Here is a 15,675-nt window from a genome sequence, read left to right as displayed (position 1 = left end):
TATAACTAAAATTGGGTATTTAATCTACTTAATTTTAGGTATGCCCCGGCGAAAATGTGTATTTTATTTTTTGCTTTTATGCAGTAATAAAAGCCACCGGGGCTCCTCAGGGTAAGGGCGCAGTTATTTTCATATTTTTGGCCCCCATAAAAAAACGGGAGTATACCGTGCTTTTTTCAACACGATATATCCCTGTTTTATATCAAAACATTTATCCCAGCAATCGAACAAGCAGTTCCTGTCGGCTAGAAACATTCATCTTTTCATAGATGTGCGCAATATGGCTATATGTTGTATGCCGCGAAATATGTAGTAATTTGCTGATGTTCGCCGGCGAAACACCCTGACACAGCAAATCGACAATTTCTCTCTCCCTTGGAGTTAGATCTATGGTTTCCCAATTAATTTTTTCAGTACCATTTTTATATGGCTGTCGGTAAAATAAATTCTTATGCAGATTGTTCAATTGCAAAACTGCCAGATACACCGCCGTAACTTCGACGTTTGTAAATTTCTTATCTTTGGTCCTGTCCAAAGCGAAAACAGTTCTGGGTATCCCGTTTATGTCAAATAAGGCAAAACCAAGAGAGTACTTAAGGCCACGGGGACGAATATAATCATAAATAAACTTGCTTGGAGGCTCACGTTCCCATTCCCTAATTTTTACAATAGGCTTGATAGATGTCTCTAGCACAACTCTTGCAAGCCCATAACGACCACCTTCGATCTTTGAATAGTATCCAAGGTACATGGCACTCCATTGTTCATCAATGTTCATTAGATACTGATTGCATACCTTTCCGTTTCCATCTAAAAAATAGATAAGCGCTTGATCAAAGGGGCAAAGCTCTTCAATTTTAGTCAGAATTTTAATACAAAAATGATTCAGTTCATGTGCGTATCCGCAAGTAAGAACAAAGTTATATATTTTTTCCCAAGGGATATCTAAATTTGCTTTCATCTAGACACCCTCCAAAGTTATGCCTGAAACTTTCGTCGAGAATAATAATAAATTACGTGAATATTATATCAATGTATTGTGAAATAATCAAGATAATTTCAGTATATGTGTGATCCATCTGTGATATTATCAGGGTAAAATCCATCTGTAAAAAATGTCAGTATGAGTAGAGAGAGAATTACCTTGTCACAGATGGAAATGAACCGGGGCTATTTCTTGTCATATTCTTTTTCAAATTTTGTATTTTTTATTCTGCTTCCAGAAAATATCTTATGACCTCCAGTATTTCTGTTAAATTTTCTACTTGAAAGTCGGGCCTTACCCCGGAGTTAGGGAGCCGGGCTTTTTTGCGGTTCAGCCACACAGCCGCCGCGCCAAAATTCTTTGCACCTACCACGTCGGCATTGTAGGAATCCCCTACGTGCAAAATTTCTTCCGGCCTGCATTCTAAAATATCGGCCGCCTGTCGAAAAATCTCCGGCGAAGGTTTATACGCCCGGGCATTTTCGGAAGTAACCACGGCGTCAAATTTTAACCCGGATCTGGAAAGGGCGATAGACAGCTCATAGTTGTCGGTGTTGGAGATAAGGGCCGTTTTGAAGTGCCGGGCTGCAGTTTCGACCACCAGAGGCGCATCAGGGTATATGGAGCAGTTTTCGATTAACCGCAGCCAGGTTTCCAAATCCCCCTGCCGCCTTTTACCCTGGAAACCGAAGTCTTTGAAGGTCAAGTCCAAAGCACGATCAAAGACGTTCCATAACTTATCGAATTTTTCTCCTTTAATCAATTCATCGGTGTGCTCGTCCCACAGGCTGTGGAAAGAAGGGACGTCGGCGACAAAGGAGTTATGCTGCAGTATGAGTTCCGTCGCCCTGGAGTGGAGACCCTCGATATTAAAAAGTGTCCCGTAGGCATCAAAAGTCACGGCGCGAATTTTTCGTCTATATGCGGTGTTCACGTTAAAGCCCTCCTCGCGTTCATTTTCCCGCGCCCCCAGCAGGGTGCGACGCCGGTTTTCTCCTCAATATTACGTGTTCCATAAGGATGCTGGTAAGAGCCCCTACTATGACACCGTTGCTCAAAATGGCCGCCGCCCATCCCGGGACCTGCTCCCACTGGGAGTGGGGTAGGAGCATGACGCCGATGCCAGACAGGAAGCCCAGGCCGACGATAAAATTTTCCCGCAGAGCAATTTCTTCCCGCATTACATCCCGCAAACCTATCATCGCCAGGGAACAACCGGATACCAGGAGCACGGCGGCCGCCACAGGCTGGGGGACGCTGCCCGCCAGGGCTCCCAGGGGTGGAAACAGCCCCATAGCTATAAAAATAGCGCAGGCAAGGACAAAGGGTTTTGGCGATTTATTCCCCGTAAAGGACACCAATCCGGCAGAAATGGCAAACGGTATAGTGCCGATACCCCCAAAGATGCCGGCGAGAATATTAGATATACCGCTCGCCGCCAGGCCGCGGTCGTATTTTTTTATGGGCAGGCGTTCACCGGTGGCCGCTTCCAGGGCGGCGATGCTGCCCACGACGTTGGGGACAAGGAGTAGACCGAGGAGAAGGAATGACACTATGCTTCCCGTTTCAAAAGTGGGCGGGCCCCAGGACAATAACGACGGCAGGGAAAACCACGCATCAATGCCCGGCCAGTTTACTTCTCCGGCCAGGAAACTCAGCAGCCACCCGCAAACCACACTCAGGATAAAGGCGCTGTTTTTTATCAACCCCCTGCCGTTCATGTTCAGGTAGATCACCATCAAGAGCACAAGGATGCCAATTACAAAAAGTTTCAGCCCGCCTGCTGCCAGGCCTTTAATCCCCACGCCGCCTATCTGCAAACCCAGGAGCATTAAAAGTATCCCGGTGACGCGGCAGGTAAAGAAGGTGCGCGCCCATTTAATAAGACCAATGGTTCCCAGGACGGCCAGGGCCAGGCCGGCAACTACCAGGGCCCCTTCCATATCGGTACGGACGACGGTCAGGGGCCTCCCCATTTCCCTGGCTATTCCCGCCAGGATTACAATGGCTGCCCACCAGGGGGCCGCCGGGCCTTCGATAAGCAGCCCGCCGTGGCCGAGCCAAATTTGCAAAAGGCTGGCAACGCCGGTCAGGAAAAAGGTAAGCTGGCTCAGCTTGCCGATTTCCGCGGCATCCATTCCTAAAGCGCTCCCCACCACTACCGGGGCCGAGATGATGACGCCGATATGATAGACAATCCACTGCAGGGCGTCCAGGGTGACAATTCCTTGCTCCTTCAATTTCAGCCGCTCCTCCGAGAATAGACTTCTATTAATATTCGCCTGCTGCTAATGGTGAAGCAGGTTCCCTTCAGGCGCCACTTTTCGCCTAATACTTGTTCGAACTCGGCCGGATTCGGGCGCGGCCTTAACTTGCCCTTCGGGCTTTAAACTTGCGGCCGCGCTTATCCGAAAGCATCCCAGTTATTTTATACTCTAGCGTACGCCCTTGATATTTTATCTAAGGGCGAAGATCAATCGGACAGGCTGATATAAATCTATATTACTTTAAATCCTGTACCTCCATCAAGATAATAGACATAAGCCTCTTTGACATCACGCTTAAAGATAATTGCCATTGCGCGGGCGTACAATTCAACCTGTTCCCGGTAGGCGGCCAGGGGGTCGGGAGGTACGCGGCCTGTCTTGAAGTCCAGGAGCAGGAAGCCGTCTTCTTCGTCTACCAGGCAGTCGATGATGCCCTGGACCAGGATGGTTTCGCCGGCGGATACTTCCGGCGGCAAGGCGGGGTAAAGTTCGGCAGCGGGCACAGCCAGGGAAAAGGGCAGTTCCCGCTTTACCTTTTCCGGATGGGCGAGAAGACGCCGGCCCAGGTCACCGGTAAAAAAGGCAATGATGGCGCCGGTATCGACGGCGGCCGCCTGTTCCGGCGTCAGGACCTCCCGGGCTACCATTTCCTGGAGCAACCCGGCCAGGTTTTCCCCCGTCACCGGCTTGCCCAGATCGACGTGCTGCAGGACCAGGTGGGTAATGGTGCCGCGCTCGGCGGATGTCAAGCCCCGGCTGGCCTGGAGGAACAGGGGCCTGCGGGTAAAGCCGCTGCCGCCGGGCCGCAGGGGAGTATCGCCCTCATTAAAGACGTCAAAGCGCCGCTTCAACTCGGTGACGGCCAGCTTGACCGGCAGGGCAGCCAGGGGGCGCCAGGGATATGCCCAGGACAGGCGCCGGTCTACTTCCTGCCGCAGCCGGGAGCGTTCCGGGTTTTCCTCCTCCTGCCCTTCCGTGGCGGCCAAGCCATCGCCGCTGCTTTCCGGAACCGCGCCCGCTTCCCCGGGTAACGCCACCGTAATTGCCGGCGAGGCGGCAGCAGTGATCATTTTTACCTGCCAGCAGGACGGATCATCCAGCAGGAGCCCTTCTTCCAGCCCTGCCAGCTGCCGCAGGGGCGCGCCGTGGTCATGACGGGCCAGGGCGGATGCCAGCCAGTCCAGGGGGCATCGCGCCCGGGCCGTAAGCATGGGGGGAAGCTGTTCTGCATCAACAAACAGGCCGGCACACCATTTTTCTGCCTGCCGGGGCAAATTCCCGGCCGAGCCCACCAGGATAAGCTTCTCCCGTGCCCTGGTCATGGCGACGTAGAGGATGCGGACTTCTTCGCTCAAGGCTTCCAGGTACAGCCGGTGGGCCGCCGCCAGGTAGGGCAGGGTAGGATACTTGATACCGGCAGCGGCGTCAAAGTACAGGGGCGTGAGGCCCAGCCGGCCGTGAAGGAGGACGTCGCCCCTGAGTTCCTGGAAATTAAAGCCTTTGCCTAAATCGGCAACAATTACCACCGGGAACTCCAGGCCTTTGGCCTTATGGATGCTCATGACCCGGACGACGTCTTCATTTTCTCCCAGGGGACGGGCCGGGCCCAGGTCGCCTTCATTCTCCTGCAGCCTTTCGATAAAACGCAAGAAGCGGAAGAGGCCGTGCCGGGCAAAACCCTCGAACTGGCGCGCCCGGTCCAGGAGGGCGCGTAAATTGGCCTGGCGCTGGGCACCTCCCGGCAGGCCGCCGGCAAACTCCAGGTATCCCGTTTCCCGGTACAGCTGCCAGATAACGTCTGCAAGGGGCCGGCGGCGGGCCATGGTCCGCCACCGCTCCAGGCGGGCTAAAAACTCACGCAGGCGGCTGGCCAGCTCCTGTTCCCTGGCTAAAGGGCCGCTGCTGTCGCCCTCCCCTTTTGCAGCCAACACCTTCACGGCGGTAAAAAAATCCTCCCCCCGGGCCGCCAGGCGGATTCGGGCCAGGTCCGCCGCCGCCAGCCCTACCAGGGGCGAGCGCAGCACGGCGGCCAGGGGTATGTCCTGGTGAGGGTTGTCGATTACCCGCAGGAGGGATAGTACAGTTTCAACCTCCGTGGCGCCAAAGTAACCGCTGCCCAGGTCGGCATAGGCAGGAATGCCCTGCTGCTGCAGGGCTTCCAGGAATACCGGCGCCCGGTCCCTGGTGGCCCGCAGGAGGATAACTATGTCCCGGTATTTTAAATCCCGGTAGGCCTTACTTTCCGGGTCCCATACCTGGAACTCCGGGCCGGGCCGTTCCGGGGTCCCGTGAACCAGCTGCCGGATGCGCCCGGCTACAAGCCTTGCTTCCCGTTCCAGGGCCGTTAATTCTTCCAGGTCTATTTCCCCGGCCGCCCCGCCTGCCGGTGCCAGGACCCCTTCCCCGGTTCCGGCCGCCTCCTCTTCGAGGCCTGGACCGGCATCGCCTTCCCATTGACGCTCCTGAATATATACTTCTATAACCGGCGTTGCCGCCGCCGGGTGTTCAGGGTAGCCGGCCCGGCCCACCAGGGCCGCGGCGGCGTCGTACTCCAGTTCCCCCACCAGGCGAGAAAAGAGCTGGCGGAAGACGAAGTTGACGCCGTCCACTATCCCCTGGCGGCTGCGGAAGTTGGCTTTGAGGATGATGCGGCGGTCTAAATTGCCTTCCCCCTCCGGGTACCGGAGGTATTTGGCCAGGAACAGCTCCGGGTTGGCCAGGCGGAAGCGGTAGATGCTCTGTTTGACGTCACCGACCATGAAAAGGTTGGGCCGGGCAGGCAGGTCCGGCGTATCCCCGCAAATCCCTGCTGGCCCGGAACAGGCCGTGGCCTGACGGGAAACCATGGTCAGGATGGCATCCTGGACGCTGTTGATATCCTGGTATTCGTCTACCAGCACCTCGTCAAAGCGCCGGCGCAGTTCCAGGGCTACATCCGAAGGCTGCAGCTCGTCGGGGGCGTCGTTTGTTTCCTGGAGAACCTGCAGGCACAGGTGCTCCAGGTCGCCGAAGTCCACCAGGCCGCGGCGGCGTTTCAGTTTGGTAAAGGTTGCATCAAAACGGCGTACCACCTCCACCAGGGCGTTAACCAGTTCTCCGGCCCGCTCCAGCTCTGCCCTGACGGCGGCTGCATCGCGGCAGAATTCATCCCGGAGCCCTTGCAGCAGCTTTTTGGCCCGGTCCCGGTACTCGACGACCTTCTCTTTCAGCCCCGCATCACAGCTCCCGCCCCGGACGGCCTTCAGCCTGGCGAAGGTGACGGACGCCAGTCCCAGGCACAGCTGCTCCCAGGTAAAGGAGTCCAGCCCCTCCAGGAGCTGCCTTACTTGCGTTTCTTCCCTTTCCAGGTCGTCCAGGTAGACGGCCGGGCCGCCGGGAACGGCCGCCAGCCTCGCCGCCTGGCGCAGGTAATAGGCCCCTTCCTGGAGGCGCAGGCCAATTACCCCTTTAACTTCCCGGTACCAGGGCAGCTCCTCCAGGGGGGTATCTCCGGACACGCGGTAGACTGCCGCCGCCCCGGCCAGCCAGGCTTCCGGCCGGGGGAGGCTGCGGGTAAAATGCCAGACCTTCAGCACCAGGTCCACCAGGCCGGCGTCATCGCGGCCGCCTAAACTATCGGCCAGGTCGGTAATGGGCCCTCCCCCGGGTTCGGCGGCAAAGGATTCTTCCAGCACCTGGTCCATAACCTCCAGCTGCAGGAGGTCGGCTTCGGCCGGGTCCATGACTTTAAAGCCAGGGTCCAGGTCCAGGCGGTAAAAATAAGTGCGCACCACCCAGAGGCAGAAAGAGTGGATGGTGCTGATATGGGCGCGGTTCAAGAGCAGGAGCTGGCGCCTTAAATGCTCATTCTCCGGCTGCCGGGCGGCGGCCGCTTCCAGGGCGGCCCCTATCCGCTGGCGCATTTCGGCGGCGGCAGCCTCGGTAAAGGTGACCACCAGCATGTTTTCCAGGCTGGCGGGAGCCGCCGGGTCCGTAAGGCGCCGGATAATCCGTTCCACCAGCACGGCCGTCTTGCCGGCCCCGGCAGCGGCGGCCACCAGGAGGTTGGCCTGTGGCGCCCGGATGGCGGCCAGCTGTTCCCCGGTCCAGGACCGTTCCCGGTTTTCACCCATTGCCGTTCTCCTCCCCTCCGTTGACCGCCAGGAAATCACAGGCTATCTCCCAGAAATCTTCATTTTTCAGGCGCTCCAGGCGGCGATAGGCGCCTCCGGGTATCTGGATGTCAAAGCCGCACACCGTCCGGTAGGGACAGAAATCACAGCCCGTGCCCTGTTGCCGGCGATAGGGGCTGATCTCTATCCGGCCGGAGAGGATGTCCCCGGCCAGGCCGGCGGCCCGGGCCAGGGCCAGGTCCAGGAGCAGGGCTATCTGCTCCCGGGTGGCCGCCGGTGCCCCCTGCCGCAGGCTCCCGTCCTTGTTCAGCCGCACGGGCAGGAGGTCGGGAGTCCGGTCAACATCTTTATCCATGAGCCTGATAATCTCCGGCTCCGCCAGGAGCAGGCCGCGCATCTTCAGGGCCTGGCGCCTCAGTTTTACTACCTCGCCGGCCTCCCGGACCGGAAGGGGCTGCCTTAAGACAGGGTTCCTGACGGCAAAATAGAGGATACCGGCCGGTTCGGCAACCGTGCCGAGGAGTCCCGGCGCCGCCGCCAGGGCCGCCTGCAGGTAAAGGGGCAGCTGCAGGGAGAGGCCGTGATAGACCCGGTCCAGCTCCAGGCCGGTCTGGCTGCTCTTGTAGTCGATGACCCGCAGGTAAAGCCGCTCCCGGTAGCGGGCAACGTCGATGCGGTCCACCCTGCCTTCGAGGATGACCTGCCTGCCGGGTACAGCTTCCAGCACCAGGGGCGGCAGGTCTCCCCCGGGGCCGAAACAGGCTTCCACCGCCAGGGGGCGGAATTGTCCCCGCCTGGCGTGTTCGTTTAAAACCTCCAGGACCCGCTGCAGGGTCTGCTCCAGCTTCCGGCGGAGATAGCTGTAGCGGGCGCTGCTGCTTAAAATCTCGTGCTGCAGTTCCGGGGCCAGTTCCTCGATTACCTCATTGAGGATGGCCGCCGCTTCCTCATCCTTCAACGTCCCCCATTCGCGGCCGCTGTCCCTTAACCTTTCCACAAAGAGCTTTAGAGCCGCATGGTAAAACCGGCCCATTCCGGCCGGGTCCACCCGGTAGACCTGCCTTTCCTGCAGTTTAAGGCCGTAGGCAAGGAAGTAGCGGAAGGGGCAGGCGGCATAGGTCTCCAGGCGTGAGATGCTCATCCGCAGGGGGGCGGGGTAAAGCCGGTCAACAAGCCGGGGTTCCAGGGGATCCACCTGGTTGCAGTATTTGCTACCGCCCAGGAGGGCAAGCCATTTCTCCTTTTCCCGGTCCCGCTCTAACCAGCGGTAAACCTCCTGCCAGAGGAGGGGCAGGGGCCGTTTCCGGCTTAAAATACGGGCCAGATGACCGGCCGCCTGGCGCGGCGTCGTGATGTATTCCAGGCCGGCCCCGTCGCCCGGCAAATCCGGTCCGGCGCTTTCTTCTTCTAACAGCGGCAGCAGCTGACGCAGCCTGCGGATCAGGGGCGATGGGGCCAGGGCCCGGCCGGCGGCGTCGGCCATGGGATAGCTCAACCAGAGGTACTGCCGCGACCGGGTGAAGGCCAGGTAGGCCAGGAACTCTTCATGAAAAAGCCTTAAAGTACCGGACGGGGCCAGCTCTACCCCGGCTGCCTGCAGTTCCTCCCTTTCCCGGTCGCTGAAGGTGGCGTCTTCCGGCAGCCGCGCCGGCAGCATCCCTTCCCCTACCCCCAGGACCAGGGCCGCCCGGAGTTCCGGCTGGCGGGATCGGTCCAGGGTACCGACCACCACCTGGTCCAGGGCCGGTGGTATGAGCCTGAGTCTCAGGCTTTCCATGCCCGCCTCCAGGACGGGAGCATACTCATCCAGCCCTATGGGAGTGTCCCCCAGGACCGCGACCAGTTCATCCAGCAGGTCCATGAAGCCGTCCCAGACCTGTTCATGTTCCTGGGCCGCGTCGAGGTCGCCGGCGGCCATCGCCTCCCGGCGCCAGGCTTCCAGCTGCTCGGGCACCCTGAGCTCGTGGAGGAGGTTAAAGAGGGCGGCCGTGATCTCGCCCACCGTTAGATCCCGGCCCCGGACGGCCCGGTCAAAGCGCCGTAAATGCCCGGTGGCACGATCCCGGGCAACGCTGGCGGCTGCTGCCGTGGCCTCCTCTTTTCCCGCCGCGGGAGATTCCAGGTCGCGGCTCCCTTTAAACCGCCAGGGGCCCTCTTCCAGCCACAGGCGGCCGCGGATGCCGTGGGCCAGGACATAGTTTTCCAGCAGGTCGACCTCCTGACGGGAGGCGGGAACCAGGTCACTCTTGAGATAACGGAAGACGGGATCGTAGGCCCAGTTTTCCAGGACGGTCTCCAGGGCTGCCCGCACCAGCTCCAGGAGGGGGTGGTGGCCCACCGGCCGGCGGCGGTCGATGAAAAAGGGGATGTTAAAGTCGCGAAAGGTGTTGACAATGAGGTCGTGATACGGCTCCAGGTCGCGCACCAGCACGGCCATTTCCCGGAAGCGCAGGTTCTCCTCCCGGGCCAGGCGCAGGATTTCCCTGGCCGCCGCTTCGACTTCCAGGCGGGGGTTGGCCGCCGCCACCAGGCGGATGCCGCCCGGCGCACCGCGAAAAGGTTTCAGGGGCCAGCGGCCGAAATGGGCTTCCAGGTGGGCCAGGGGTGGTGCCTCCCGGAAACGGGAGGGCGTACCGGCAAGCAGGACGTCGGCCTCGATATTAACCCCGGCTTCCCGGGCCAGGCGCTGCAGGCGGTGGTATGTATCGCTGGTGGGATGGAAGAGCTCCGTTTCACCCAGCTGCCGGCGTCTCAGGGCCGGGTCCAGGCAGAGGGTAATGGTCACCCGGCCGGCGGTAACCATCAAAGCCCGGAGGACGGCCTCTTCCTGGGGAGTAAAGCCATTGAACCCGTCGACCCACACCAGGGCGTTTTTAACGAAGCCCGCTTCCGGCAGCCGCCGGGCGAGTAAAGCCAGGTAATCGTCGGGGTCCAGGTAGCGCCCGGCCAGGTGGGTCTCCAGGTCACCGTAAATGAGGGCCAGGTCGTGCAGCTTGCGCCCCAGAATGGTATCACCCCGGCCGGTCTCCCGGTAACGGGCGGCTACCCGCCGGAGGGCGCCGGGCTCGACCCGGTAGAGTTTTAATTCGGCTACTGTTTGGGCGAGCTGTTCAATAAAGCCGGGGCTGCCGGCCAGGGAGGCAAAAAGGGTCAAATCCCCCCGGCGGGCATTGACGATGGCCCGCAGGGCCATGCGCTTGCCCATCTCGCCCAGGTGGGGACGGGCGGCGCCGCCGGCTTCCTGGAAGACCCGCCAGCCCAGGCGGCGAAAGCTTAAAACCTGGGCCCGGCTGAAGCCCGGAGAGGGAACGGCCCTGTGTAAATCCAGCTCCATCTGCAGGGTGGCCTGCTCCGGGGTCAGGATAATGAGGGCCGGTCCTGCCGGCCCGCCGGCCAGGGCGGCCTTTATTTCTTCCAGGCAGAAGCGCGTCTTGCCCGACCCGGCCCGGCCGAGGACGAAACGTAAAGCCAAGGTCACCACCTGCCTGCCATTTTATCTCCAGGCCATTGTTCACATTACGTTTCCCGCTTACAACTGCTCATATTGCACCGGGGTGCCCCAGGGAGCAAAGTCCGGATCGTGGGATAAAAGAAGCAGCTGGCGCTCACGGGCCAGGGCCGCCAGGCTCTCCCGGATGCGCTCGCGGCGTTCGACGTCACAGTTGACAAAGCAGTCGTCAAAAATAAAGGGCAGGGTTAAAGCAGCGCTCAGGAGGTCGCCAATAGCCAGGCGCAAAGCGAGGTAAAGCTGGTCCTGGGTGCCGCGGCTGAGCTGGGCCAGGGCCACGGCTGCGCCTCCTTCCCTGACTTCGACCCGGAAATCTTCGGTAATCTCCACCCGGCGCTCCTGCCGGCCGGTAAAGAGGTGAAAATAACGGCTGGTAGCCCGGGCCAATTCCCGGCGGTATTCCCGGCTGTAGTCGCGGGCGGCAGCTTCCAGTTCCCGGTAGGCCAGGGCCAGGGCTCTGGCTTCCAGTTCCAGGCGCGCCAGTTCCTTTTCCCTGGCCGCCAGGGTTTCGGCGACAAGGGCCATGTTGGCGATCTGGCCGCCTTCCAGCTGGGACTGGCGGCGCAGGAGCCGGCGCTCTTCTTCCTCTAACTCCTGTAGCCGGCCTTCCATGGCCGTTACCCCTTCCCGAAGGGCATGGTAGCGTTCTTCCAGTTCCTCCCCTTTTGTTTCCTCGCCGGGTTCGGGCAAACCCGGGTGCTCCCGTACCAGGGCCTGCCATTCCTGCAGGATAGCCACGGTACGGTTGGCGGCATCCAGGCAAGCTGCCGCCAGGTCTTCCAGGCTTCCCTCGCCCAGGAGCCCGGCCAGCTGTTCCTGCCAGCCCTGCCATTCACGGGCCAGCTGTTCATAACCCCGGCGGCGTTCCAGGGCTTTAACGGCATCCCCATTGACCGTTGCCAGGAGGAGGGCCAGGTTGTCCCGCAGGCTGGCGGCAACGCCTTCCAGTTCCCGGATTTTAACCCGTAAATCCGTCACCCTGCCGGCGGCCGCTTGCTGCCGGCCCTCCAGCCCTGCCAGGGTTTCCTTTATCTTCGTTGCTTCTGCCAGCAGGGGCGCTATTTCTTCCGCTACCGTTGCCGCCGTAAAGGGAGCTATATGTTTTTCCAGCCAGGCGATCTTTTCCGCCAGGCGCTCCAGGGGTGGTAGCCCGTCCTGGTCCGGCTCCAGTAGCTGCCCCTGTTTTTCTTTAACCTGCCGGTACCGGTCCTGCAATTCCTCCCATTGCCGTGCCCGGGCCAGGAAGTCTTCCCAGGCCTCCCGGTCGAGTTCATTTAACCATGTCAAAAGCTCGCCCACGGTGACCGGGGCCCGCCCGTCCAGGCGCGCCAGGGCGGCAAGTCCCGGCCAGGGGGCGCCCAGCCTATCCAGGGGTACGGTCAAAGCCGCCGCCGGCGGTGCACCTACGGTCTTTACGGTAAAGGCCTCCATCGCGGCTGCCAGGCGCTCCCTCTCTTCCCTGGCAGCCAGGTAACGGCGGTAGGCTGCCGTCACATCGTCAAAGCGGGCGCTGATGGCGGCGGTAGCTTCCTGGAAATCGCGGCGTGCCTTTATGGCTGCCTCCAGGGCCTGCCGCGCCGCCTCCTCGGCACCCGGCCCGGGTAAAGAAGCGGCCAGGACAGCCAGCTCTGCCTGCGCCCGTTCCCGTTCCAGCAGGCGCCGGCGCAGCTCGCCCAGCTCTGCGACCCCGGCTCCCGCCCAGGGGCCTAAGACGGCATCCAGCCTTGCCAGCTGTTCCCGTAAGATCGCTATCTCTCCGGCCAGGCCCGGCGTTTCCCCGGCCTGCCGGCCCAGGTAATTCCCGGCAACCCAGCCTAAAGCGGTGAGGACCAGGGCAACGGCCACTGCCGGGAGCCAGTTGCCGGTGGCCAATCCTGCTGCCAGGCCTGCCAGCAGGCCGGCGCCGGCCAGGACCAGGGTTAAAACCTGCTTGCGGCGGCGCCCCTCTGCCAGGGCCGCCTGCCTGGCCCCTTCCCGGACCTGGAGCGCGGCGATAATTCCGGGTTTATCTGTAGCGGCGTGGATTGCTTCCTCTCCCAGAGAATCCAGATCGCCGAAATCACGCCGGTATTCTTCCTCGCGTTGCCGGTAGGCCGCCTTTTGTTCCTCCAGGCGCCGGCAGGCTTCCCCAGCTTCCCTTTCTTCCTTTTCCAGGGCGTTCCTGGTGGCTTCATAAGCGGCCACCAGGGCTTCTTTTTCCGGCGGCAGCCCGGCAAAGCAGCTTAATTCCCCGGCCAGCTCCCCTTCCAGCTCCCTGCAGCGTTCTTGCTGCTCTTGAAAACGGCCCCAGTCTTCCAGGAGCCGGCTTGCTGCTACCTGTAAGCCCTCCAGGACGGCAGCCGGGCTGCTCCCCAGGCGACTAAAATCAGGTAAGTCGTCCAGTTCGGCGGCTATTTCTTCCTCCCGCTCCGCCAGTTCCTGAACCTGCCCGGCCAGCTGCTCCCGCTCTTTGAGGAGGCCCTGCAGGTCCTCCAGGTCCCGCAGGACGTCCGGGTGATGGGCAACCGGGGCCAGCTCGCCCCGGAGCCTGGCCGTTAAGGCTTCCTGTTCGGCCTTTAAATCCCGGAGCTGCCCTTCCCAGTTCGCTGCCTCGTCCTGCAAGCGGGCAATTTCCCCTTCCAGCTCCGCCAGGCGGTCGAGCCGGCCGGCGCTGCCTGCCGGGGCCGCAGCCCATTCGGGATACAGCCGGGCTGCCAGTTCCTGGTGGCCGCGGATCTTCTGTTCCAGTTCCCGGGCCCTCTCCTGGACTGCCGCGGCCTGCTGCTGCTCGCGCCGGGCGCTTTTATACCGCGACTGGAAGGCCCGCCACCTTTCCCAGGCAGCCAGCAGGTCCTGCTGTTTTTTAAACTGCGCCCGGGCGTCCTTGATCTCTACCGCCAGCTCCTGGAGACGGGAACGCACGGCAGCCAGCTCCTCGATGGTGCTGCCGGCTGCTTCCTGACGGGCCCGTAAGGCGGCGATTTCCGCCTGCAATTCCTCCAGCCGGGCGTCCTTGCGCCCGTTGTTGCCCACGCCCAGGTCGCCGCAGTAACGGGTCAGGGCCCTCAAGTCGCTGGCCAGTATTTGCAGTGCTTCCTGGTAGTGGCCACCGCTGCCGGAAAGCAGTTTTTGCACCTCGCTGTTTAAAGCCCTGCCTTCCGGCAGGGGCTGGCCCAGGCAAAAGGTGGCTTCAAAAAGCTCCCGGGAGGTCATGCCCAGGAAGGCGGTAAGGTGTTCGACATAAGCAGGTATTTTTTTATGGGCAACGGGATTATGATTACCCCGCCAGATTTCTTCCCAGCCGTGATCGCCCTTCTCCCTGACGGTCACCCGGTTGGTGTTAAACTGGCGCTTGATGGCATACAGCCGCCCGTCTACCAGGAATTCTACTTCGCCTTCAAACCGGTCCGGCTCCTCCCGGTTGGCAAAACGGGCGCTGCCAAAGGCCTCCGGGTTAACGGTGCCGGGCAGCCCGAAAAGGACGGCCTCCAGGCCGGCAATGAGGGTCGATTTGCCCCTTTCATTGGGGGCCACCAGGACGTTTAGGCCTTCCTGGAAAACAACCGTGACCTGATCCCGGTAACAGCCAAAACCGGCCAGGCTCAGACGCCGCCAGGTTACAGCCGGCATGGGCCGCCGCCTCCCTTCAGGGCCAGGACCCCGCGTAAAAGGGCCCGGCGCGCTACTTCCACTTCCCCGGGTCCCGTCGCACCGGCCAGCTTTTCCTGCAGGCGGCGGACAAAAAGGCCCCTGATGGTCGGTTCGGCGGCCAGGTTTTCCAGGATTTCCGGCGCCCACCCTTCCGTATCATTCACCAGTTCCAGGTAGAAGCAACGGGAAGCCAGGCGCGCCCGCAGGCCCTCCGGGTCCAGGTCAAAGGCGATGGTACCCGTCAGGCGCACCTGCACCAGGGCGGCAGGGGGAAGCATCTCCCTGGCGGCCGCCTCCAGTTCCTCCCCTGCGTGAAAAGCCGTAACGTCCAGCTCCACTACCCGCCAGGGCCTTACCGGCGCCGGTACCTGTTCCACCCGGGCCGGCCCGTCTCCCAGGGTGGCTATAGTCCAGAGGCCGGTACCGGGGTCGGCAAAACTCCTCCCCGCTACCATGCCCCCATAACAGGCCAGGCCCCTGCCCAGCTGCTTTTGCCCCCCCCGGTGGATGTGGCCCAGGGCTATATAATCGTAGCCTGCGGCGGCCAGGGCTTCCCCGTCCAGCGGCAGGCTCCTTTCTCCCCCGTCCCAGTCCAGAGAACCGTGAAAAACAGCCAGGTTAATCCCCCTTCCTTCAGGGGGAGGGAAGGCCTTCAACGGGCCGTCTACCCGGCTGACGCCGCCTGTATAGGCCATGGCCACCAGGTGACAGGCATCGCCGTTAATATTTAAGGTTGTTATTTTCGCCGGCATGGGGTCGGTAACCAGGATGCCCGGCCAGCGCCCGGCTTCAAGGCGGTAGACGGAATCGTGGTATGTAATTTCGTCATGATTTCCCGGCACCGTCACCACCCGGATCCCGGCGGCTTCCAGACGGTTCAACTCGCGGATGGTTGTCTCTACCAGGGAAGCCTCCGGCCGGTGGTTGTCAAAGAGATCCCCGGCAATGAGGACCATGCCGATCCCCCGGCCGGGGTCCAAGGCCAGGTCAACGGCCGCCTTTAAAACCCCGTTGCGCTCCCGGCCGACTTCTTCCCCGAGGGGTGCCGGAAGGTCGGGCCGGTAGCCCAGGTGCAGGTCCGCCAGGTGCAGGACACGGAACAACGGCGCCACCTCCATGTAAACACGCAGCCTGCGCGCATCATTTTTCGCTATATCCCTTTTCGCCGCCCGG

General features: G+C 61.1%; 7 protein-coding genes. All 7 read right to left on the bottom strand.

What is annotated here, in order from left to right; all coding sequences use genetic code 11:
* Nucleotides 1-211 precede the first annotated feature (211 nt).
* On the bottom strand, nt 212-961 hold the full coding sequence (locus NWF31_RS08770) for a helix-turn-helix transcriptional regulator (protein WP_258360130.1): 750 nt from the start codon (nt 959-961) through the stop codon (nt 212-214).
* 247 nt (nt 962-1,208) lie between these two features.
* On the bottom strand, nt 1,209-1,919 hold the full coding sequence (locus NWF31_RS08765; protein WP_258360129.1) for an HAD family hydrolase: 711 nt from the start codon (nt 1,917-1,919) through the stop codon (nt 1,209-1,211).
* 19 nt (nt 1,920-1,938) lie between these two features.
* Nucleotides 1,939-3,225 (bottom strand): uracil-xanthine permease family protein, encoded by a 1,287-nt coding sequence (locus tag NWF31_RS08760; protein ID WP_258360128.1) that lies wholly within the window; start codon nt 3,223-3,225, stop codon nt 1,939-1,941.
* 257 nt (nt 3,226-3,482) lie between these two features.
* Entirely contained in the window at nt 3,483-7,364 is a 3,882-nt protein-coding gene (gene addA, locus NWF31_RS08755) for a helicase-exonuclease AddAB subunit AddA (RefSeq protein WP_258360127.1), read from the bottom strand.
* Nucleotides 7,357-10,842, bottom strand: coding sequence for a helicase-exonuclease AddAB subunit AddB (gene addB / locus NWF31_RS08750; protein ID WP_258360126.1), 3,486 nt, complete (start codon nt 10,840-10,842; stop codon nt 7,357-7,359). The genes addA and addB overlap by 8 nt, the downstream gene beginning before the upstream one ends.
* A 51-nt stretch (nt 10,843-10,893) precedes the next feature.
* A complete protein-coding gene (locus NWF31_RS08745; RefSeq protein ID WP_258360125.1) occupies nt 10,894-14,481 on the bottom strand; it encodes an AAA family ATPase in 3,588 nt (1,195 codons plus the stop codon).
* Nucleotides 14,469-15,605, bottom strand: coding sequence for a metallophosphoesterase family protein (locus tag NWF31_RS08740; protein ID WP_258360124.1), 1,137 nt, complete (start codon nt 15,603-15,605; stop codon nt 14,469-14,471). The genes NWF31_RS08745 and NWF31_RS08740 overlap by 13 nt, the downstream gene beginning before the upstream one ends.
* Between the last annotated feature and the right edge of the window lie 70 nt (nt 15,606-15,675).

Source organism: Neomoorella sulfitireducens, from assembly GCF_024733845.1.
GTDB classification, from domain to species: domain Bacteria; phylum Bacillota; class DSM-521; order Neomoorellales; family Neomoorellaceae; genus Neomoorella; species Neomoorella sulfitireducens.
Note: the sequence above shows the minus strand (reverse complement) of the source record. Positions and strands in the feature narration are given on the sequence as shown.